This is a genomic window from Corynebacterium mendelii, assembly GCF_017307055.1.
GTDB lineage: Bacteria > Actinomycetota > Actinomycetes > Mycobacteriales > Mycobacteriaceae > Corynebacterium > Corynebacterium mendelii.
Map to the genome: position 1 here is coordinate 17126 of NZ_JAFLEQ010000011.1, position 20842 is coordinate 37967.

At 64.5% G+C, this 20842-nt stretch carries 16 protein-coding genes and 1 pseudogene; 9 read left to right on the top strand and 8 right to left on the bottom strand.

Going from position 1 to position 20842, the window contains the following annotated elements:
- The 5 genes and pseudogenes from JZY06_RS12270 to JZY06_RS06705 all read left to right on the top strand — a co-directional run.
- Positions 1 to 1435: pseudogene (locus tag JZY06_RS12270) on the top strand (hypothetical protein); the annotation flags it as partial.
- Positions 1436 to 1755: 320 nt separating this feature from the next.
- Complete coding sequence (locus JZY06_RS06690; protein WP_242516790.1) at positions 1756 to 2736, top strand: RNA polymerase sigma factor; 981 nt, start codon at positions 1756 to 1758, stop codon at positions 2734 to 2736.
- A gap of 147 nt (positions 2737 to 2883) precedes the next feature.
- Positions 2884 to 3816 (top strand): thioredoxin-disulfide reductase, encoded by a 933-nt coding sequence (gene trxB, locus JZY06_RS06695; protein WP_207278789.1) that lies wholly within the window; start codon positions 2884 to 2886, stop codon positions 3814 to 3816.
- Positions 3817 to 4066: 250 nt separating this feature from the next.
- Positions 4067 to 4390: a thioredoxin gene (trxA, locus tag JZY06_RS06700; RefSeq protein WP_207278790.1), complete on the top strand. Its 324-nt coding sequence runs from the start codon at positions 4067 to 4069 to the stop codon at positions 4388 to 4390.
- 151 nt (positions 4391 to 4541) lie between these two features.
- Positions 4542 to 5726, top strand: a complete 1185-nt coding sequence (locus tag JZY06_RS06705) for an N-acetylmuramoyl-L-alanine amidase (RefSeq protein ID WP_207278791.1) — start codon at positions 4542 to 4544, stop codon at positions 5724 to 5726.
- 66 nt (positions 5727 to 5792) lie between these two features.
- Here JZY06_RS06705 and JZY06_RS06710 read toward each other — a convergent pair whose 3' ends face one another.
- From JZY06_RS06710 to rpmH, 8 genes are all read right to left on the bottom strand, one after another.
- A complete protein-coding gene (locus tag JZY06_RS06710) occupies positions 5793 to 6497 on the bottom strand; it encodes a hypothetical protein (protein ID WP_207278792.1) in 705 nt (234 codons plus the stop codon).
- Between the two features lie 387 nt (positions 6498 to 6884).
- Complete coding sequence (locus tag JZY06_RS06715; protein WP_207278793.1) at positions 6885 to 8018, bottom strand: ParB/RepB/Spo0J family partition protein; 1134 nt, start codon at positions 8016 to 8018, stop codon at positions 6885 to 6887.
- Positions 8019 to 8192: 174 nt separating this feature from the next.
- Positions 8193 to 9122 (bottom strand): ParA family protein, encoded by a 930-nt coding sequence (locus JZY06_RS06720; protein WP_207278794.1) that lies wholly within the window; start codon positions 9120 to 9122, stop codon positions 8193 to 8195.
- A 283-nt stretch (positions 9123 to 9405) separates the two neighbouring features.
- Complete coding sequence (gene rsmG, locus JZY06_RS06725; RefSeq protein WP_330617163.1) at positions 9406 to 10065, bottom strand: 16S rRNA (guanine(527)-N(7))-methyltransferase RsmG; 660 nt, start codon at positions 10063 to 10065, stop codon at positions 9406 to 9408.
- A gap of 213 nt (positions 10066 to 10278) precedes the next feature.
- Entirely contained in the window at positions 10279 to 11673 is a 1395-nt protein-coding gene (gene yidC, locus JZY06_RS06730; RefSeq protein ID WP_207278796.1) for a membrane protein insertase YidC, read from the bottom strand.
- 71 nt (positions 11674 to 11744) lie between these two features.
- A complete protein-coding gene (yidD, locus tag JZY06_RS06735) occupies positions 11745 to 12041 on the bottom strand; it encodes a membrane protein insertion efficiency factor YidD (protein WP_242516791.1) in 297 nt (98 codons plus the stop codon).
- A complete protein-coding gene (rnpA, locus tag JZY06_RS06740; protein WP_207278798.1) occupies positions 11998 to 12375 on the bottom strand; it encodes a ribonuclease P protein component in 378 nt (125 codons plus the stop codon). Before rnpA ends, yidD begins: the two co-directional genes overlap by 44 nt.
- Positions 12376 to 12589: 214 nt before the next feature.
- Positions 12590 to 12733, bottom strand: coding sequence for a 50S ribosomal protein L34 (gene rpmH, locus JZY06_RS06745; RefSeq protein ID WP_013889512.1), 144 nt, complete (start codon positions 12731 to 12733; stop codon positions 12590 to 12592).
- Between the two features lie 1470 nt (positions 12734 to 14203).
- Between rpmH and dnaA the strand changes: the two genes are divergently transcribed.
- The 4 genes from dnaA to JZY06_RS12565 all read left to right on the top strand — a co-directional run bounded on the left by dnaA (position 14204) and on the right by JZY06_RS12565 (position 20767).
- On the top strand, positions 14204 to 15985 hold the full coding sequence (gene dnaA / locus JZY06_RS06750) for a chromosomal replication initiator protein DnaA (protein WP_207278799.1): 1782 nt from the start codon (positions 14204 to 14206) through the stop codon (positions 15983 to 15985).
- 1183 nt (positions 15986 to 17168) lie between these two features.
- Positions 17169 to 18356 carry a DNA polymerase III subunit beta gene (dnaN, locus tag JZY06_RS06755; RefSeq protein ID WP_207278800.1) on the top strand — a complete coding sequence of 396 codons (1188 nt, stop codon included), beginning with the start codon at positions 17169 to 17171 and terminating at the stop codon, positions 18354 to 18356.
- A 229-nt stretch (positions 18357 to 18585) separates the two neighbouring features.
- Entirely contained in the window at positions 18586 to 19938 is a 1353-nt protein-coding gene (recF, locus tag JZY06_RS06760; RefSeq protein ID WP_207278801.1) for a DNA replication/repair protein RecF, read from the top strand.
- Positions 19931 to 20767, top strand: a complete 837-nt coding sequence (locus JZY06_RS12565) for a DciA family protein (protein WP_377769081.1) — start codon at positions 19931 to 19933, stop codon at positions 20765 to 20767. Before recF ends, JZY06_RS12565 begins: the two co-directional genes overlap by 8 nt.
- Positions 20768 to 20842 lie beyond the last annotated feature (75 nt).

The window sequence follows — 20842 nt, forward strand, 5'->3', positions numbered from 1 at the left end:
GGCGGGCAAGATTGAAAAACAGACCATGGCGCTGGCGGGTCTTGACTGCACCGGCATCGCCACCGGCATTGAGGTGGTCGCCTACCGGGCGGGATGTCTGACGATCGCCGACTGGACCGAGGGCTCCTCCCTGGCGGAGGTCGCCGAGACCGGCGCCGACCCCCATGCGGCCTGCTGGGCGCTCAGCCACCTGGCGCACGCGGCCGCGGCCGCGCATGCGGCAGGCCAGCCGCTGGGCATCGAGCACCGTTGCCGAATCCGCATCACCACCGACGGACGGGCGGTGCTGGCTTTTCCGGCTGTGCTGCCCGGCAACACCGCCGACAAAGACATCCGGTCCATCGGCGCGGCGCTGGCGGTGCTGACCGACAACAGCACCGCTGTGCCGGCCCCTGTGACCGAGCTGATAGCACAAACAGTTGCCGTCGGCGACGGGCCGGCAGACAATAAAGATGACACAAATACCACCCCACCGATGCTGCTGCCGGCCGCCGAACTCGCCGCCGAACTGGAGGACAAGTCCTTCGCCGGTGACAGCACACCGGACGAGACGAGCAGGAAGAAGATTCACATCACCGCCCAACCGACCCCCAGCCCCACGGACACCACAGCCGGTTTCGGCAATGCCGGGTACTCCAGCAAAGCCACCGCCGTCATCGTTGCGCTGTCCATCGCCCTGGTCCTGTTCGCTGCAGCTCTGATGGTTTATGTGATCGGGCTGTTCGGCGGCAATGAGCCGGATGCGCCCGTCAAGCAGAACCCGATCGCCAATGTCACCGGCAATGTCGGCACAGACGATCCCGCCGCCGGCACCGCCGGGCAGGCCCCGCCGCCGGAACCGGCCCCGGTGGCCGTGCGGGCGGGGCGGGAATGGCAGCCCGCCCCGGTGCCCCCCGGATTCGAGGACAACCCGCCGCTGGGTCCGCTGACCACCGACGGTGATCCGGCAACCTTCTGGACCACCGATGTCTACCGCAACCAGTTCGCCCCGCCGCCGGAGGGCACCAAAGCCGGTATCGGCATCCTGGTGGATTTGGATCATCCCACCACGCTTACCGAGGTGACGGTGACCAGCGACACGCCCGGCACCGGGGTGCAGATTTTCGGTGTCCCGCCGACAGTGCCCCGGGGCGGATTCACCGCCCTCGAACAGGCGCGCCCGATCGGGGGTGGTGACCTGGTGGAGGGTCCGACGGTCCTGCCGGTGACCGACCCCGGTATCTATGACCGGGTGCTGGTGTGGGTGGTGGCCCTGCCGATGCCCGACCCGGCCCACATCAACGAGATCGCCGCCACCGGCCTGCCGGCCACCGGCGCTGCCCGCCAGCCGGCCGACACCCCGCCCCCGGCACCGGTGGCCGACCCGGCCCCGCTGGATGACAATCCGCCGGTCGACGCCAACCAGGCCAACCGGGAAGCACCCGACAACCAGTAATTTTCCCCGTGCCGGACCCGGCCACGGGTTATCGCGCACACCCACCACACCCCGGTGTGCCGGCCGCCCAGCGCGGCCGGCACACCTTTTTTTGTCCTGCCCGGTGCCCGCCCCGCGGGCGCCGCGCCCCGGGCCGGCCCCGCCCTCATCCACCACCGGGTACCCGCATCACCCACCCCCGGACCAGGCCGGGGGAGACCCACCGTTATTGTGCGGTTCAGGTTATCCCGGCCACATATCTATGGAACCGATAGGCAGTTGCGGTTCGCGTGGTGCGGAAGCCACCATGAAGCCACGATCTTCGGGGGGAGATTCGTCTCATGGACCGCGACCACCCTGCCGCCGGCACCGGCGGTACGAGTCAGGCCCCGGCAACCATCTACGACCAGTCGCCGTGGGGTCCGGCCACCGTGTACGAGGATGAGACCACCGCCGCCACCACCGACCCGGCGGTGGCAGACGGTCACACCTCCACCACACCGGTGTTCACCCCGCTTGCCCCGGGGGCGGCGGGCGGCGGGCCGGTGACGGGCAATCCCCTGGGGGCAACGGCACCCAAACCGGCCAAACAACCGGTGCAAACCACCGGCATGGGTGGCCGGCCGGCGGGCGGGATGAGCTTTAGCCCGGGGATTGCGCAGCCCGAAACCCGTGGCACCGGCACCACACCCGGCACCCCACCGGCACCCGGCAGCCGCAGCCGTTCCCGCCCGCCCGCGGATCCGGTTGACGACCGGGATCTGGTCAACGACTACAAGGCCGGCAACGATACCGCTTTCGACGCGATCGTGGCCCGGCACCGCAGCAAACTGCGCTGGGTCGCCAGGCGCTACGCACGCACCGAAGCCGATGCGGAAGACATCCTGCAGGAAGCCCTTTTGGCGGCCTCCCAGGGGCTGGGGAAATTCCGCGGCGACGCGAAATTGTCGACCTGGCTGCACCGGATCGTCGCCAACACCGGCTACGACCACATCAACCGGGCCAGCATGGTCGAGCAGACGGTTTTAGACGACAATGGCTTCGGGCTGAGCCTGCTGGAGACCACCGGCGTCGACGATCCGCACCTGAACCTGGAGTGGACACTCACGCTGCGCGACCTGCTCGACCAGCTGCCGCAGGTGCAGCGCGACGCGCTGGTGCTCATCGATGTGGCCGGCCACACGGTCCGTCAGGTCGCCCACATGCAGGGGGTGCCGTCGGGGACGGTGAAATCGCGGCGCAGCCGGGCGAAAAAATTCCTCCGCCGCCACATAGAAAACACGGTCGTTGCCGCGGAAACGACCGCACAGCAGGACACATAGCGGCAGCGGGGGAGACGTAGCCGCGGGCCGGGCCACGGGGACGGGGGAAAAAGAAGGTAGCGTGTTAACGGGTCACCCGCCCGTGGACCCGACGCCCCACCACAGCGTCGACAACAGCAATCAAGGCAGTTTGTAAGGACAACCCCCATGACCGAGACCACCACCATCCACGACGTCATCATCATCGGTTCCGGCCCGGCCGGCTACACCGCCGCCATCTATGCCGCCCGCGCCGAATTGTCGCCGCTTGTCTTCGAGGGCATCGAATACGGCGGATCCCTGATGACCACCACCGACGTGGAAAACTACCCCGGTTTCCCCGACGGGGTCATGGGTCCCGACCTGATGGAGAACATGCGCAGCCAGGCCGAGCGTTTCGGCGCTGAGTTGAAAAGCGAGATCGTCGATTCCGTCGACTTGTCCGGACAGGTGAAAACCGTGGTCGCCGACGGGGTGGACTACCGGGCGAAAACAGTCATTCTGGCGATGGGGGCCGCACCCCGCTATCTGGGGGTTCCCGGGGAAAAGGAGCTTCTGGGCCGCGGGGTGTCGGCCTGCGCGACCTGTGACGGATTCTTCTTCAAAGACCACGACATCGCTGTCATCGGCGGCGGGGATTCGGCCATGGAGGAAGCGACCTTTTTGACCCGTTTCGCGAAATCGGTGACGATTGTCCACCGGCGGGAGGAATTCCGGGCCTCCGCGATCATGCTGGAGCGGGCGAAAAACAACCCGAAAATCCGTTTCGCCACCAACAAAGTCGTGGCGAAAGTCAACGGGACGACCTCTGTTGAATCACTGACCCTGACAGACACCGTCACCGGCGATCAGTCGGAGCTTGCCGTCACCGCCATGTTCGTGGCCATCGGCCTGGATCCCCGCTCCCAGATCGTCGCCGACCAGGTGGAACTCGACGCCGGGGGGTATGTCACCGTCGATGAACCCTCCACCGCCACCACCATCCCCGGGGTGTTCGCCATCGGTGACCTGGTCGACAGCCACTACCAGCAGGCGATCACCGCCGCCGGTTCCGGCTGCCGGGCCGCCATCGACGCCGAGCACTACCTGGAATCGCTGTAACCGGCCGCCCACCACGGCCGTAAAACCCGGATGCTTTTTCCCCCACCGGCTTGATGCTGGCCGCCGTCGAAACCCCGGCCGCGGGCGCGTGTATGCTGCCGGTGGGCCGGACCGACACCGGCCCGTTCCGGTCACCGCGCACCACCCCCCGGTTGCCGCGGTCGGCCGGGTCAATGCCACACCCCCACCGACCCCGGTGTTTGACCACCGCAACGGGCCGGACAACCGAGACGAAAAAGGTAGAAAAATCATGTCGACACCGCTGACGGTCACCACCGATAACTGGAGTTCCGCTGTCATGGACTCCGCTCAACCGGTGGTGGTCGACTTCTGGGCCCCGTGGTGCCAGCCCTGCCAGCGCCTGGCCCCGGTGCTGGAGGAAATCGCCGCCGACTTCGACGGCCGCGCCGTGGTGGCCAAAGTCAATGTCGACGAAGAGCGCACCCTGGGTTCGCTGTGGCAGGTCATGACCATTCCGGCCCTGATGTTTTTCAAGGACGGCAAAAAAGTCGGCGAAATGATCGGCGCCCACAAAAAGGAAGCGATCGCGGAAAAACTCGAAAGCTTGCTGTGATCGCAACAATCCGGTTCACCGCTGGTAACCTTGACCTGTTGACGGGGACGGGTCGCTAGCCCGACCCCGCCAGCCGCATGTGCGGCCGACAACGCCGACTGGTGTGGTGTGTCAGCCGCCCCACAGACGATGAGACGACAAAGAGGTGTCCGTGTCAGAGATTCTTCGCGTCGGCGACCGGTCACCCCGGATTGCCGAAGTGCGGGCAACTCTTGCCCGCCTCGGACTCATCCCCGGCTACAAGCGTGATGTCAGCGGCCGGAAAGACGGCAGCTACACCAGCGAGGACACCTACTACGACCAGACGCTGGCCGAAGCGGTGCAGGCGTTCCAGCAGTCCCGCGGCATTATCGCCAGCGGCGAAATCGGTGAAGCCACCCTGCGGGTTTTGCGGGAAGCCTCCTACCATTTGGGTGCCCGGGTGCTGATCTACCAGCCGGCACAGGTGATGGTGGGCGACGATGTCGCCCAGCTGCAGCAGCATTTGACGGAGCTGGGTTTCTACGCCGACCGGATTGACGGCCATTACGGCCCGGACACCCACGCGGCGGTGCGCACCTACCAGATGAACTACGGTCTGCAGGACGACGGAATCTGCGGGCCGAAAACCATCCGCGCCCTAAGCTATCTGGGCAAACGAATCACCGGCGGTAATCCGCACGCCATCAGGGAACGCGAAGCCGTCCGCCGGGCCGGGCCGCGCCTGGCCGGTAAACGGGTGGTCATCGACCCGGATTTGGGCGGCAGGAACAAAGGACGCGCGGTCACCGGCCCGTGGGGGGAGATCAGCGAGGAAGAAATCCTGTGGGATTTGGCGACCCGCATTGAAGGCCGCATGATAGCCGCCGGGATGGAAACCATCATGTCCCGGCCCCGCTTCGATGATCCCTCCCACACGCAGCGGGCGGATATCGCCAACGCTTTCGGCGCCGATGTGATGCTGTGCCTGCGCTGTGACTTCTACCCGAACGAGAAAGCCAACGGCTGCGCCACCTTCTTCTTCGGTTCCGACCAGGGAAGCTCCTCGCTGGCCGGGGAGCATCTGTCGGGTCTGATCCAGCGGGAGATCACCGCCCGCACCCGTCTGACCAACTGCGGCAACCATGCCCGCACCTGGGACATGCTGCGCCTGACCCAGATGCCCACCATCGAGGTTGTCACCGGCTACCTGTCCAACCCCGGTGATGTCACACAATTGACCGACCCGACGGTCAGGGATGCGATCGCCGAATCCACGGTGGTGGCCGTCAAGCGTTTCTACCTGCTCGACCAGGATGACATGAAAACCGGCACCTACCGTTTCGCCGACATCCTGAAACAGGAACTGATCGACTGACCCCGCCCCCGTCGCACCCGCCCGCCCCTCCGGGCCGCGGCGGGTGGGCGCCCACCGGCCGGGATTCTAGGTGTTGATCACCGCATCACCGGTGAGGTCATCACGGGCCGTGTCCGCCAAAAGTCCCTGCCGGGGCGGCAGGTCGAGTCGAAGCCGCGGCAGCACCGGATGGTCGGCCACCACCCGGAAACCCGCTTCCCTAAGAAGCGGCACCTCCACCAGCCCGACTGCCGCCGGATCAAGCACCGATTCCGCCACCGCCGGATCCAGGGGATGGTCGACGGTGGCGGCGGCGACCGCCGGGTCGTGTGCCCTTCCACCACCCCGCGTGTGTTTGCGGCCCATGGACCTGAGCCCGAAGATTTCCAGCGCCGCCACACCCCGCTCCGTCAACGCCTGCACCACCGCCGACAGGCACATCAGCACCGCCGCCCGGTGACAGTGCGCATCAGTGTGGATCGAGGTCACCAGTTCCGCGTCCGCGCCCACCGGGGCAGTGGGAAGATGCTCCACCACCGGCGCATCAGCCGACCGGCAGTACAGCACGGTGGCCACCGCCGGGGCAGTGCCGCCGTCGGCGAGCAGGAAACCGACGGCGCCGCGTTTGATGAGAATACGGTTGAGCCAGGCTTCTTTTTCAAAGCAGATGTCCCCGCCGGCAACCGCCACCCGGTAGCGCGGGTCGGTTTCCCAGAACACTGTCGACAGGCACTGCGGGTGGACCAGGCCAATGGTGTCAGCGGTCACCGGCGCCGGTGAGAAAGCCTTCACGGTGAAACCTCCTTCGGGTCGGTGACAAACGGGCGGGGGATACCCATTGTGGCGCACAACCCGCGGCGCCCGCCACCGCATCCGGCGCCCGCCCGTACCACCGGCGCGGCCGAAAACAACAGGTGGACTTGCCACATCAGCAGCCGTGAAACGCCTTTTTGAGGGCTCTGGGCAGGAACCGCCCGCACGCACCACCACCCCCGCAAACACTCCGTCACAACGGACGGCATGGACAATATGCAGGCCAGAGCACTGGGAAATAACAGACGTCTGTTATGTTACCCCCGGCACACGGCGGCAGGCGGTGGGGTTGAGCTGTCCCGGCTGCCCGCCGCCTGACCGGTGTGTGCGCTGTTTTCGGCGGATGCGGGTTCCACACCTTCCCCTCTACCGCCGGGACAGCAGTGCCATAATGCGCTCCAGGTCGTCTTTGTCGGCGAATTCGACAATGATGCGGCCCCGGTTTTTCCGCCCCACGGCCACAGTGACTTTCGTGTCCAGTCCGTCGGCCAGCTGGTCGGCGGCCCGGGTGGCGAATTCCGGCGGGGTTTTTTTCGGCCGCGGGGCCGGCTTGGTCTCCTCCCCGTCGCCGTGGTTGTTGAGCAGGGTAACCGCTTCTTCGGTGGCTCTGACCGACAGGCCTTCGGCCACCACCCGCAGCGCCAGTTTCGACTGGGCTTCGGCCCCGGCTTTCACTCCCAGCAGGGCGCGGGCATGACCGGCCGAGAGCACCCCGGCGGCGACTTTGCGCTGCACCGGCATCGGCAGGTCCAAGAGCCGGATCATATTGGAGATCACCGGCCGGGACCGGCCCAGCCGTTCGGCCAGCTGCGCCTGGGTGACCCCGAATTCCTCCAGAAGCTGGGCGTAGGCGGCGGCTTCTTCCAGCGGGTTCAGCTGCACCCGGTGGATGTTTTCCAACAGCGCGTCCCGCAGCATGTCCCCGTCGTCGGTGTGCCGCACAATCGCCGGAATGGCCGCCAGACCCGCTTTTTCGGCGGCGCGCCAGCGCCGTTCACCCATGATCAGTTCGAAGCGTTGTTCCGGCCCGTTCCCGTCACCCGCCGGGCGCACGACAATCGGCTGCATGAGGCCGAATTCGCTGATTGAGTGCACCAGTTCGTTCAAGGCGTCCTCGTCGAAGACGTGGCGCGGCTGCTTCGGGTTCGGTTCAATCGCGGCCACCGGGATTTCCCGGTAGACCGCCCCGAAATCGTTGGTGGCCGCGGGCTTACGCTGACCGGTGGCCGGTGTGCTGCTGCGGCGGCGACCGGAACTGCGGGCGCCGGTGGCGGCGGCTTTTCTCGCGGCGGCTTTCCTCGCCGCAGCCTGAGCCGCCGGATCGGTGCCGCCGCCCGCCGCTGCGGTGGGTGCGTCCGCCGCGGCGGCTGTGCCTTTGCCTTTCGAGGAACCGAACACAATATCGGCCGCACCGTCACCGATGCGTGGTTTCCGACCCTCTGTCGGGATGAGGGACGCCAACCCGCGGCCGAGACCGCCTGTGTGCTTCTCGCCTGCCATGTGGGGGCCTTTCCGCTGTGGTGTGGGGTGGGGGAGGGGAGGGACTGTATGGTGCCGGATGTTTGACTATTGTGGCCGCAACCGTCGGTATCCATTGTGGATCACCGGTGCGGTGCAGCGTGGCGGTGGACACCGGAACACGGCCCGGCACGCCGGCATCCGGGGGCTGCGGGGCTACCCGTCAGCCGGGGCGACACCCAAAGGATCATCGGAGCCGTCGGCCGGACGGTAGTCACCGCGTCCGCCGATCTCCAGGGCGGCGTCAAGATAGGCCATGGCTCCTTTGGAACCCGGGTCGTAGTCGAGGACAGTCTGCCCGTAGCCGGGGGCTTCGGAGACTTTCACGCTGCGGGGGATCACGGTGGTGGCGACCACGTCACCGAAGTGGTTGCGCACCTCGGCGGCAACCTGTTCGGCCAGTTTCGTCCGCGCGTCATACATGGTCAGCACAATCGTGGAGATATGCAGCTCCGGGTTGAGATGCTGCCGGATCATGCTGATGTTGCCCAGCAGCTGGCCGACACCCTCCAGGGCGTAGTACTCGCACTGGATGGGGATGAGGACCTCATTGACCGCGCACATGGCGTTGATGGTCAACAGTCCCAGGCTCGGCGGGCAGTCGACGAAAACGTAGTCGAATTCTTCCTCGGCGAGGAATTCCTCGTTCAATGCCGCGGCCAGCCGGTATTCGCGGTGTTCCATGGTCACCAGTTCGATTTCCGAACCGGCCAGGTCAATGGTGGCGGGGATGCAGAACAGATTGTCGTGGGAGGCCGACTGCTGCATCGCATCGTGGGCGGACAGTTCCCCCAGCAGCACTTCGTAGGTCGACGGGGTTCCGGCGCTGTGGTCGGCCCCCAGCGCTGTGGAGGCATTGCCCTGCGGGTCCAGGTCGACCACCAGAACTTTCATTCCGGCATGCGCCAAACCGGCCGCCAGGTTGACGGCGGTGGTGGTTTTGCCGACCCCGCCTTTCTGGTTGGACACGGTAATCAGCCTGGGGCTTTCCGGTTTGTCCAGCTGCGGGGTCCGCGGGGAGCGGATCCATGCCGCACGCTGGGCTGCAGCCGCGATCGGCGTGTCGTCCCAGGTGGCGTTATCCATACTCGTTCCAACTCCCAGTTGCTTGTCGCTCGTTTTTTGATGAAAAAACAAAAGATGAGATTGTCCCACCCTTTGCCGTGCAGGATGCCAACCGTTGTCCGGCCACCACCCGCTCACGCCCGCTCACCGGCAAAACCGGCAGGTCACATGATTGTTTGTGGCTTCATGAACCCGGGCCGAACCGGTGGAAAAGACACCTTAGACACTAGTGCCCCAACCCCGCCCAATCCACCTCACGGGTGGACTGGGTGCAGCCGGACGGGAAACAGCCTGCGGATGCGGGCTATCTGACCCGCTCAATATCGACGACAGTGGCCGGTTCATCGACCATCCCCACACCAACGGTTGCCACGGTGGGCCGGCCACCGCCGGCGGCGGTGATCTGTGACCTGTCGCGGGTGATTTCCTCCTGCACGGATTCACCTTTCAGCGCCACCAGGTGGCCGCCTTTTTTCACCAGTGGAAGCGACCACACGGCCAGCTTTCCCAGCGGGGCCACCGCCCGGGAGGTGGCGTAGTCGGCCCCGCCGGCAGCCGCCACCACCGCCGGGTCCTCCGCCCGGCCGCGGATGACCGTGACATTGTCCAGTTCCAGCGCGGCGACAGCTTCGTTTAAAAACACCGACCGTTTCAACAGTGATTCCACCAGGGTGACCGACACATCGGGCCGGGCGATCGCCAGCGCAATACCGGGCAGACCCGCCCCGGAGCCGATATCGACCAGCCGGGTGCCGTCGGCGAACAGTTCCTGGGTGACCGCGCAGTTGAGCAGATGCCGCGACCACAGCCGGGGTATCTCCCGCGGGCCGATAAACCCCCGGGTGTGGCCGTCGGTGGCCAGCAGCCGGTGGTAGGCGCAGGCCTTGTCCAGCTGCCCGCCGAATATCGTTTCGGCTGCCGCGGGTGGTTGAAGCGGGTCGTTGTCGCACACGGTCTCGGCCACAGCGTTTGCCACGGTCCTTCCATCGGTCTCGGCGGCATGGGGGACATGCACACATGAAAACTACGGCGCGGAACCGGCGGTTTTTTCCGGCCCGGCACTGTCCCCCAAGCTTAACCGGTGCCCCGAAATCACCGCCGCCCCGCCCACCGGTGCACATCGCGATTGGGTTCGCTGTCATCGATGGGGCGGGGCGGGGCCAACCGGGCGGAAAACCTAGGTGTTCCTCTTGTTGTTTTTGCTCCGGTTTTTGTTTTTGTTTTTCTTTTTGTTTTTGCCCTGCCGCCGGGCACCGGGCTGCGGGGTGGAGGCGGCGGTTGTCCCGCGTTTATGCTCCGCGGGAGTGGTGTCACCGCTGCTGTCGGGGGCATTGTCACCGCTGTTGGCGGCCTTGTCCCCGCTGTCGGCGGCACTGTCACCGGTGGTGTCACCGGAAGTCCCGGAGGCGGAATCCTCGAGCTGCTTTTTCTTGCGGTCGGCTTCGGCCTGCGCTTGGGTCAGGGCCTCTTGTTTCATCTGCCGCCAGGCGGACTTCAATCCGCCGAACAGTCCGGTGGGTTGCTCTTGCTGCCGGCTGTCCGCTGCGCCGGAGCCGGTGCCGGTGTCTGCGGCGGGGGCATCGTCAGCGGGTGTCGGTGCGGGGTGTGGCTGCTGGTTTTTCCGGCCGCCTTTTTTTGTGTTGACCGGTTTGACACCCGGCTTCGGGGCGGTGGCTCGTTTCGCCTCTTTTTTCCGGGCGATGGCCTCGGCTTCTTCCCGGTCGAGTTTGGCGAACATGATGCGCTGCTGACCGTAGGTCCAGATGTTGTTGGCCATCATGTAAAACAGCAGGCCGATATGCCAGAACGCGCCGGTGATCAGGATGGAGAACGGGAAGATCCACAGCATCATCTTGTTCATCATCTCGGTCTGCATCTGCATCTGGCCGCTGGTCGGGGCCTTGGTCAGACCCTGTGCCTGGCGGCGCTTGGTGCGCATCACCGAGAACCTGGCGTTCAAGTGGGTGGCCGCGGCGATGATCACGATCAGCGGAACGGCCACAATGATGATGTTGGTGCGGGTGAAATCAACCGGCTGGAACGCCTCGTACATGTCCTGCGGCATGGAGATGTAGGACGACAGCGGAACCCCGAAAAAGCGGGCATCCAAAAACGACTGCACATCTTCGGGTTGGAAGAAGTAGTTGGCGGTTTGCCGGTTGACCTCGATTGACAGTCCCAGCTGCCCGGTGCCGGTACCGGTCCGGTTGAATGAGCGCAGCACGTGGAACAGGCCGATGAACACCGGCATCTGCACCAGCACCGGCAGACAGCCGGCCAGCGGATTGACCCCCATCTCCTTTTGGAGCTTGCGGGTTTCCTCCATCATTTTCTGCTGGTCGTTTTTGTATTTTTCTTTGATGGCGGCCATCTGCGGCTGGAATTCCTGCATCTTCGCCATCGAGCGCATCTGGTTGAACATCGGTTTGACCAGAAGGGCACGGATGGTGAAGGTGAGCAGAACAATAGCCAGGATCCAGGAGATGCCTGAGGTGGGTTCCAGCACCAGGGAGAAGACCTTGTGCCAGAACCACAGCACAACGGAGATCGGCCAGTAGACGAAGTTAAGCACGGTGAAAAGTCAGTACTCCTAGGTTTCGGGTGTCGGTTGATAAACCCGGTCGGGTGTGTGTCGGATGCAAGCTAAAGATCACTCCATCCCGGCGGCGGGTCGAAACCCCCCGGATGCCAGGGGCCGCATTTGGCGATCCTGGCCGCAGCCATGACAGTGCCCACCACAAATCCCCTGGATTTGATTGCCTGCAGTGCATAGGCGCTGCAGGTCGGCTCGAAACGGCAGGTGGACCCCATCTTAAGCGGTGACAGACGGTATTGGTAAAACAGGATCGCTTTGATCGCCCACCGGCCGGCCGGGGTGCGGCGGGCCGGCGGGCCGCTAGAGCCGCTGTCCGGTGAGTCGTCCCAGTGCTGTGCGCACATCGTTGTCGAGTTCCTTTCCGCTGGCCGATGCGGCGGCGGGCAGTGCCCGCACCACCACATCGCTACCCGGCTCGATGGCGGGCGCGAGGGAGAAAAGAATGTGCCTGAGTCTGCGTGACACCCGGTGCCGGGTCACGGCATTGCCCACGTTTTTTCCCACCACCAGCCCGAAGCGGGGTGACGGGGTGGTCACACGCACGGCAGATGAGCCGGGCAGGCCGGTTCCGGGGGACAGATAGTGGACCACCACTGTGGCTGATCCCTTCTTTTTCCGGGACCGCATCACCGCCCGGAACTCCTCCGGGCGGTGCAGTTTCATGTGGGAGGGAAGCATGACTGGCCTCACCCTCAGGTGTCGGTGCGCATCCATCACGGCGATGGCGCACGGTGAACGGGACTGCCACCGGCTGGCGCAGACGGTGGGAAACAAAAACCACCGCGCACCCTGATGCCGCGAACTGGTGCAGGAAAAAATCCCCTGTCAACCAGTATGTGACAGTGTCTGGGTGCGCGGTGGCGGGGGTCAGCTCCGACCCGGCAACCGGTTGTTAAGCGGTCAGCGACTTGCGTCCCTTGCGGCGGCGTGCGCTGACAATGGCACGTCCGGCGCGGGTGCGCATACGGGTACGGAAACCGTGCACGCGAGCACGGCGACGGTTGTTGGGTTGGAACGTCCGCTTGCCCTTGGCCACGGTGAACACTCCTTCGAGGTGAAATTTCGGTTTGCCCGCCACGGGCACCGGCACATCATGTGACGCGGCACCACTGGTTTTTGTCTCCCCTTCCGGGGAGATGGACCACGGTCACGGCAGCCGATGGACCCGGCTGGGGTTGAAGGTTTGGAAAACACAACCGCAGCCGATCCACCGTCGCCGTCACACCCGGTCCCACCAGGCGGACCCGGTTGCCGTGGCGGGCGCTTGTTGGAAAAAACAAAGTGCGGACACTTTGCCGACGACCACCACAGCCCCGGTTTATGAGGACATGGATCAAACCGGCCCGTTGTGTGAAAAACCAAACGGACACCGGCTCGCGGTTCCACCGTGCACACAATAACGCCACGCCGCGTGGTCGCCCGGGTGGATGAACCCGGCCACGCGGAGTGGCAGAAAACATGTGGTCACGCTGTTGCCGCGGGTTGCACGCGGCGGGACAAATCAACCGGGGAAAACCCGGAACCCGGTCACAACGGGTGACGGTGGCACAAGGCCACCGGCTAACCGGTCCCGCATCGCACAACAGACTGCCTAGAAGATTACGTTGATTTCGACTGGTTAGCCAAATCCACGCCACGCCGACACCGGGGGCACCTGTAACGACATCCATGTCATTTACACCCCCTCCACGCAGTGCAAACACCGCCCAGCCAGCACGGAACAACCTTGGCGGGCACTGTCGCGGCGGGCTGCCGGGCGATGGGGCGATGGCGACTGCTAGACAGTCAACCCTCGGGGCGGGTAACAATGTTTTTTAAGCGAGTTTTCACATCCGCGGAAAACACCATCCTGTGGATAACAGTCAACCAGAGCTTGAGAGATCTCTCGACCGGCACCAAAGGCGCAGGTCACAGGGTTCAACAAGGGAAGTTGATTTCTCCACAGGACACACAGCCGCCTGTGGATAAAAGTTGTCCACATTCTTCCACAGCTGTGGAAAACCGCGGGGAAAACACAGTTGAACGGCGTTGCCAACTGTGGATGACCGGCCCTGTGCCTGTGATTAACCCCGCCGTCCGAACGGTCATGTGACACCACCCACACAGCGGGTGTGTTGCCGCCGCTGGGAGGGGGTTGATGGCATACCGGGGCTGTGTGCGTCATCCCCGCACGGGCCTGCCGCCACCCCTGGTTGTCCACAGGCCCACGGCCGGCCGGGGACACCCGCCGGCCGGCGGGCACGCCACAATTTCATACCGCTACGCTTTTGTTGTCTTTTCAGCGCTTGCCACCGAGCGTGTTTGACCCATTCATCGACCACCGCCTACCCAAAGCGGCGACACCGCCAGCAACAGACGCGTGACAGACCACCCCTGCCGGATCCACGGAGGATATCCTCCCCCCATCCGGCACGGCGGCCCGGTCAGTCACGGTGTCTGATCGGCTTGAAGTTTATTTTTGCGATAAACGGTGCTGCCCCATGTTGTTGTCAGGACCGAATACACCGTGCCGGATACCGATTCCACACCCGTCGAAATTTGGCGGCGAGTTGTAGCAGAACTCGTCAACCGCCCGGATGGCGCCGGTGCACCCATATCCAAAATCCAGGAGGCCTACCTCAGGCAGGTCAATCCCGTCGCCATCGTCAAAGGCTATGCGGTGCTGTCTGTTCCCAGCCATTCCGCCAAGGACGCCATCGAAAATGATCTGGCGCAGGCGATATCCGATATTCTCTCCACGACTGTCGGGGTGCCCTGTTCGTTGGCTGTCTCCGTCAGCCGTGACCAGCAGCACAGCCCGGATAATCCGGCTGCCGCCGAGCAGCGCACCACCCACGGCTGGGCCGGGACCACCGGTTATCCCGCGGCCCCCGGATCACCGGCGACCACCGCAGCCAGTGACCTGGTACCCGGGCCGGGGGATCATTCCGGTTCCACCGGCGGTAGCGCGGGACCCCTCCCGCACCCCACCGCACCGGGGGCAGCCCACGGTCTGGCGCCCGGGGCCGGTGCTGCTTCAGCAGGTGCGGACCGACCGCGGCCGGCCATCCCGCCGCAGGAAGCCATCCGCGGGCTGGCCGGCAGCCAGCAGGACACCGGCGCACCGGCAGACACCACCGGTCACGGGCAACCGGTTGCCCGGTGGACGTCAGCCAATGCCGATGACACCGCTGCCGGGGATTTCGTTGCGCCGACCCACAGCCACGGGGCACCGCGGCTGCCGCGGGAAGCCCGCGCCGTTGATCCCGACCGCGACAGTTCGATCAGCGCCCGCTACACCTTCGACAATTTTGTCACCGGCCCGTCGAACAGATTCGCCCAGGCGGCCGCGATCGCGGTGGCCGAGGCACCGGCCCAGGCGTTCAACCCGCTGTTCATCTGGGGCGGCTCGGGACTGGGCAAAACCCATCTTCTTCACGCCACCGGCACCTACGCCAAACAGCTCGACCAGTCGTTGCGGGTCAAATACGTCTCCAGTGAGGAGTTCACCAACGACTACATCAATTCGGTGCGCGACGACCGGCAGGAATCCTTCAAACGCCGCTACCGCAACCTGGATGTGCTCATGGTCGACGACATCCAGTTCCTGGCCGGCAAGGAAGGAACCCAGGAAGAGTTCTTCCACACCTTCAACGCCCTGCACCAGGCGAACAAGCAGATTATTTTGTCCTCTGACCGGCCGCCAAAGCAGCTGACCACCCTGCACGACAGGCTGCGCACCCGATTCCAGGCCGGACTGATCGCCGATATCCAGCCCCCGGACGTGGAAACCCGTATCGCGATTTTGATGCGGAAAGCCGAAACCGACCAGATCAAAGTCGAACGCGATGTCCTGGAGCTGATCGCCACCAACTTCGAATCCTCGATCCGCGAATTGGAGGGTGCACTGATCAGGGTGGCTGCCTCAGCGTCGTTGAACAAGGAACCGGTGAATCTGGAAACGGCCCGCACCACCCTGCAGGACATCCTCCCCGAGGAAGCCGACGTGCAGATCACCTCGCAGACGATCATTGAGGTGGCCGCCGAGTTTTTCGACATGAGTGTCGACGTGATCATCGGCACCGGCAAAGCCCGCGCCCGGGCGCACGCCCGCCAGCTGGCGATGTACCTGTGCCGGGAGCTGACGGATTTGTCGCTGCCGAAAATCGGGCAGGCCTTCGGTGGCCGCGACCACACGACGGTGATGTACGCGGAAAAAAAGATCAAGCAGGAAATCAAGGAAAACAGGGAAACCTACAACCAGATCCAGGAACTGACCCAGCTGATCAAAACCAGGGCACGCAGCTAAACCACCATCAGCCACCTCACCCGCACGGCCTTGAGCCGTGCGGGTTTTGTCGCTGTCCCCATTCTTTGTCCCCGGCCCGCACACTCAAGCCACAGCCGTCTTCCCCCGGAAAAAACCCCATCGCCCCACAGACCACACGGTGGTGCCTGCGGGAAACAAACCCCACCAACCCATCGGCCCTGAAAAAACCGCCGCCCGGCCACCACGCACACCCCATCACCGTATTCAACCCGTGGACGGCCCTCGATCCGGGGTGACCGGCCCCGTTCACCCAGACCCCGGCCTGCTGTTGCCCCTGCGGCGCGCCCCGGGGTGACCGCTTATTGACGCGGCACACCCGTGCCACAGGCATCCGACCGCCGGCACCCCGCGCGCCCCGGCCGACGAGGAGCCGGCCTGTGGCCCGGCACCGTCCACCGGCGCGGGGCGCAGTGGGCAGCAGGGCCGTCACATCCGCCGGAGGGTGTTTTCCCGCAGGTCAATGGTTAAAAGTGCCCGCCAACCGGCGGCGCGGCACCTGCTCTTGGTTCCCCCACCGGCCACCCCCGCGACGAAATTCTTTTCCGCTGTCTCGGGCCATCCCTTTAAAAGCCGCGCTGGCCTGCCACTTCACACCGGATCCGGGTTATCCACAAAGTTGCTCACAGGTGTGTAATTCTGTGGATGTAATTTTCTTGCAGGTAGCGGTACCCGCCGGCCCGACCTGCGGGTTTGTCTTGTGTACAAGTGGGCCGAATCTGTTGATCAACCCGGGGATAAATGACCGGAAGTTGTGGATGCCGCGTACCGGCGGGAAAAACTCCACAGAAACGCCGGCTTGTCCCCATTTCCTCCACACCGTTACCCACAGCGGGAAATATGGTGCCACCTGCCCAAACAGCCCGATTCCACAGTTTCAACAGGACCTACTGTATTTACCGGAAATTTCATCCAGGAGATCCTCCGGGGAAAAAAGTGTTGTTGAAAGCAAATGTGAAGCTTATTGTTTTCCTTCCGCCCCGGCGGGGGAGGAGACCGGCCGGCGGAATGTTTTTCAACCTACCGGCCGGCCGGGTAGCTTTGATCTGGGAACGCAGTCCGGCCGGGGCATACGGGTGAAATCACATCCGGTGACCGGAATAATGGACTTCCGTCGGCTCTGCCCGACCAATGTTTGCAGCGATCTAGGAGCTTGAATTACACGATGGACAGCGAATCGGTGTCATTCCGGGTAGCCAATGACGCACTTTCGGGTGCGGTCTCATGGGTCGCCAAATCACTGCCGGCCAAACCGGCGCAGCCGGTGCTGCGCGGAATTTTGATCACCGCCGACGATGACGGACTGACCCTGGCGGGCTACGACTACGAAGTGTCCACCGAGGTCAAAATTTCCGCGATCGTCGATGAGCCGGGGCGCATCGCCGTGGCCGGCAAGCTGATGGCCGACATCACCTCGACTCTGCCGAACAAGGAAATTCAGGTCAGCTACGACGGTTCGAAAGTGACCCTGGAGTGCGGGTCCTCCCGCTTCGAACTGCCGGCCATTCCGCTGGATGACTACCCGGAGCTGCCGGAACTTCCCGCCGACACCGGAACCGTCAATCCCGGGCTGTTCGCCGAAGCCGTCACCCAGGTCGCCAGTGCCGCCTCCCGGGATGAAACCCTGCTCATGCTCACCGGTGTGTTCATGGAGATCAAGGGCAACCAGATGCTTTTGGCCTCCACCGACCGTTTCCGCATGGCGGTGCGCACCTTCACCTGGAACTGCACCGCCGGTGAGGTTGACGCGCACTTTTTGATTCCGGCGAAAACCCTGCTGGATGCGGCCAAAAGCATGGATGCCTCCACCGGGGAGGACATTGAGATCGCCGTCGGCGCCAGTGAAGCGGAAGCCACCTCGGCCAAGCTGTTCGGGGTGCGTACCGAAGGCCGGAAAACCACCACCCGTCTGCTGGATGCGGAATTCCCGAAATTCCGTCCCCTGCTGCCCAAGCAGCACACGTCGATGGCGACCGTCGAGATTTCCCCGCTGCTGGATGCGGTCAAACGTGTCTCGCTGGTCACCGACCGCAGTTCCTCGCAGATCAGAATGGAATTTTCCGCCGGACAGCTGGTGATCACCGGTGGTGGTGCCGATGCCGGCAAAGCCGAGGAAATCATCGACTGTGCTTTCGTCGGTGAACCGATCACCACCGCGTTCAACACCGGCTACCTGCGCGATGGCCTGGGGGCAATCAAAACCAAGCGGGCCGTGTTCGGCTTCACCCAGGCCTCCCGCCCGGTGCTGGTGATCCCGGAGCCGGAAACCATGCCCGAAGCAGATGACAGCGGCACGTTCCCGACCCCGGAAACCGAACTGACCTACGTGCTCATGCCGGTCAGGCTTCCGTAAAAAGACAAATTCCGGCGGTTTTTAAAAAAACAGCCCCCACACCCCGGCGTGTCGGCGGTGTGTGCGGTGGATGATGGTTTGTGTGCGCTGCGGCATACGCTCACCCGGCAGTGCAGGGCTTCCCGCTGCTGATCGGCTGTGGCGGTGGTGGCCGTCTCGGGGCGGTGGGCTATGGTACGCCCCACACCCACCCGGTGGTGATAGGAAGGGACGGTGACTTTTACCAGCAGTGTTTATTTCACATCTGTCGCTGCGGGATTTCCGCTCCTGGCCCGAACTCGAGGTTGATCTTGACCCCGGGGTGAGCGTGTTCGTCGGCCGCAACGGCCACGGGAAAACCAATGTGGTCGAAGCCGTCGGCTATCTGGCACACTTGACCAGCCACCGGGTATCGGTTGATGCACCACTGGTCAGGGCCGGACAAGACGATGCCCGGCTGTCGGCGACGGTGGTCAACGATGGCCGTGAATTGACCGCCCACCTGCTGGTGAAACCGAAGGGGAAAAATCTCGCGCAGATCAACCGCACCCGGTTGTCCACCCCCCGGGAGATTCTGGGGGTGGTCAAAACCGTGTTGTTCGCCCCGGAGGATCTGGCCCTTGTCACCGGTGAACCGGCACAACGGCGCCGCTACCTCGACGATGTCCTGGCCACCCGCCGGCCCCGGCTGGCCGGGGTGAGAGCCGACTACGACAAAATTCTGCGGCAACGCAACGCGCTGCTGAAATCGGCACCCTCGCCGCGGCGCCGCGGTTACGCTGACGATTCTGCCGTGGCCACCCTGGATGTGTGGGACGCCCAGCTTGCGGCGCTGGGGGCGAAAATTGTGGTGGAACGGCAGAAACTGGTTGCCGAACTGTCCGGCAGAGTCCACGACGCCTATGCCTCGATCGCCCCGGAGTCGCGTCCGGCGTCGATACGCTACACATCCACCATCCAGGATGCGGTGGAAAAACTCGCCGGTGGGCACTGTGCATCCGGAGCAATCATTGACGAGCAGCTCGCTGAAGCGGCGATGCTGGCCGAGCTGGGCAACAACAGAAGCAAAGAAGTGGAACGGGGGATGACGCTCACCGGCCCGCACCGCGACGACCTGGCCGTTATTCTCGGCGCCCATCCAGCCAAAGGCTATGCCAGCCACGGTGAAACCTGGTCGCTGGCGTTGTCGCTGCGGCTGGCCACAGCCATGCTCTACCGGGCCGACGGCACCGATCCGATTGTGATTTTGGATGATGTGTTCGCCGAACTGGATGCGAAACGACGCCTACGCCTGGTGGATACGGTCCTGCACGCCGAACAGGTGCTCATTACCGCCGCTGTCGGTGATGACCTGCCCGACAATCTGGGTGAGGCGGTCACAGCCACCCACACGGTGACCATGATCGACCGCCCGGACGGGCCGGTGTCCGTTCTCGACTGCGACAGCACCGAAAGTCCCTCCCGGTCTGCCCGGTGTGACCGGCAGGACACACAGCCGGCCGACACCCCCGCCACCACACAGACCGATATCATCGGCGCACAGGTGGGCGATGACACCGCACTACCTTCTGTCAGTTCCCAGGAAGGTGGTCACCATGACTGATGACGCACTCCCGTGTGATCCCGCGGGCGACCACCGCACCGGACAAACCCCGGCCGTCGGCGGGGAGACCACCATGCCTGAAACACAGTCAACGCAGCCATCATCGGCCCAAATACCTGCGCGACCACGCCGGGCAGCCAGTTTCGAAGACACCTTGGGCAGCCGTGGAAATGACCTGGTGGCCGATGCTTTTGACAGGGTGCGCCAGGCATCGAAGAGGAAAAACGGCCGGATACCGTCGTTGAAATACCAGGCCGGAACCGGGGTGGGGGCCAGTGATTTCGGTGCCCCCGGATTCGCCGGCACCGACAGCGCCGACACCATCGGTGCCCTGCTTCCCGATGTGTTGACCCGTGGGGGTACCTGCGCCGATGACCCGGAACTTGCCGCTGACCGGGCGCGGGCGCGCCGGCCCCGCAGCTGGCCGTCGTTTGCCCGCCCCAGCGGACCGGATGGCCGGGCCTGGCATCCATCCGATCGACCGGAGAAACTGGTGTCGATCCTGGGCCGGGAAATCACCTCCCGGGGCTGGAAGAAAGGCCTGGCCCAGGGGTTTTTGACCAGTCGGTGGGAGGAGATCGTGGGGGAGAAAATCGCCCAGCACACCACCATCGAGATGGTCAAGGACACCACACTGTTCCTATCGACTGATTCGACTGCCTGGGCGACCAATCTGCGCCTGATGCAGCGCACCATTTTGTCGGCCATCGCCGAGCAGGTGGGGCCGGGCATTGTCACCGAGCTGAAAATCTATCCGCCCAAGGCCCCCAGCTGGCGCAAAGGACGGCTGCATGTCAAAGGCCGCGGGCCGCGGGACACCTACGGATAAGCGGGCGGGTGCTTTTTTGCCCTGCGGGCACCGGTGGTTTTTCAACTCTCAGCGGCCCCACGGGGGGCCACAGGC

What these genes read in the sequence shown, in the direction of transcription:
- JZY06_RS06690 (WP_242516790.1), top strand. Translation starts at nt 1,756, where the DNA reads ATGGACCGCGACCACCCTGCCGCCGGCACCGGCGGTACGAGTCAGGCC.
- trxB (WP_207278789.1), top strand. Translation starts at nt 2,884, where the DNA reads ATGACCGAGACCACCACCATCCACGACGTCATCATCATCGGTTCCGGC.
- trxA (WP_207278790.1), top strand. Translation starts at nt 4,067, where the DNA reads ATGTCGACACCGCTGACGGTCACCACCGATAACTGGAGTTCCGCTGTC.
- JZY06_RS06715 (WP_207278793.1), bottom strand. Translation starts at nt 8,018, where the DNA reads ATGGCAGGCGAGAAGCACACAGGCGGTCTCGGCCGCGGGTTGGCGTCC.
- JZY06_RS06720 (WP_207278794.1), bottom strand. Translation starts at nt 9,122, where the DNA reads ATGGATAACGCCACCTGGGACGACACGCCGATCGCGGCTGCAGCCCAG.
- yidD (WP_242516791.1), bottom strand. Translation starts at nt 12,041, where the DNA reads ATGTGCGCACAGCACTGGGACGACTCACCGGACAGCGGCTCTAGCGGC.
- rnpA (WP_207278798.1), bottom strand. Translation starts at nt 12,375, where the DNA reads ATGCTTCCCTCCCACATGAAACTGCACCGCCCGGAGGAGTTCCGGGCG.
- dnaN (WP_207278800.1), top strand. Translation starts at nt 17,169, where the DNA reads ATGGACAGCGAATCGGTGTCATTCCGGGTAGCCAATGACGCACTTTCG.
- JZY06_RS12565 (WP_377769081.1), top strand. Translation starts at nt 19,931, where the DNA reads ATGACTGATGACGCACTCCCGTGTGATCCCGCGGGCGACCACCGCACC.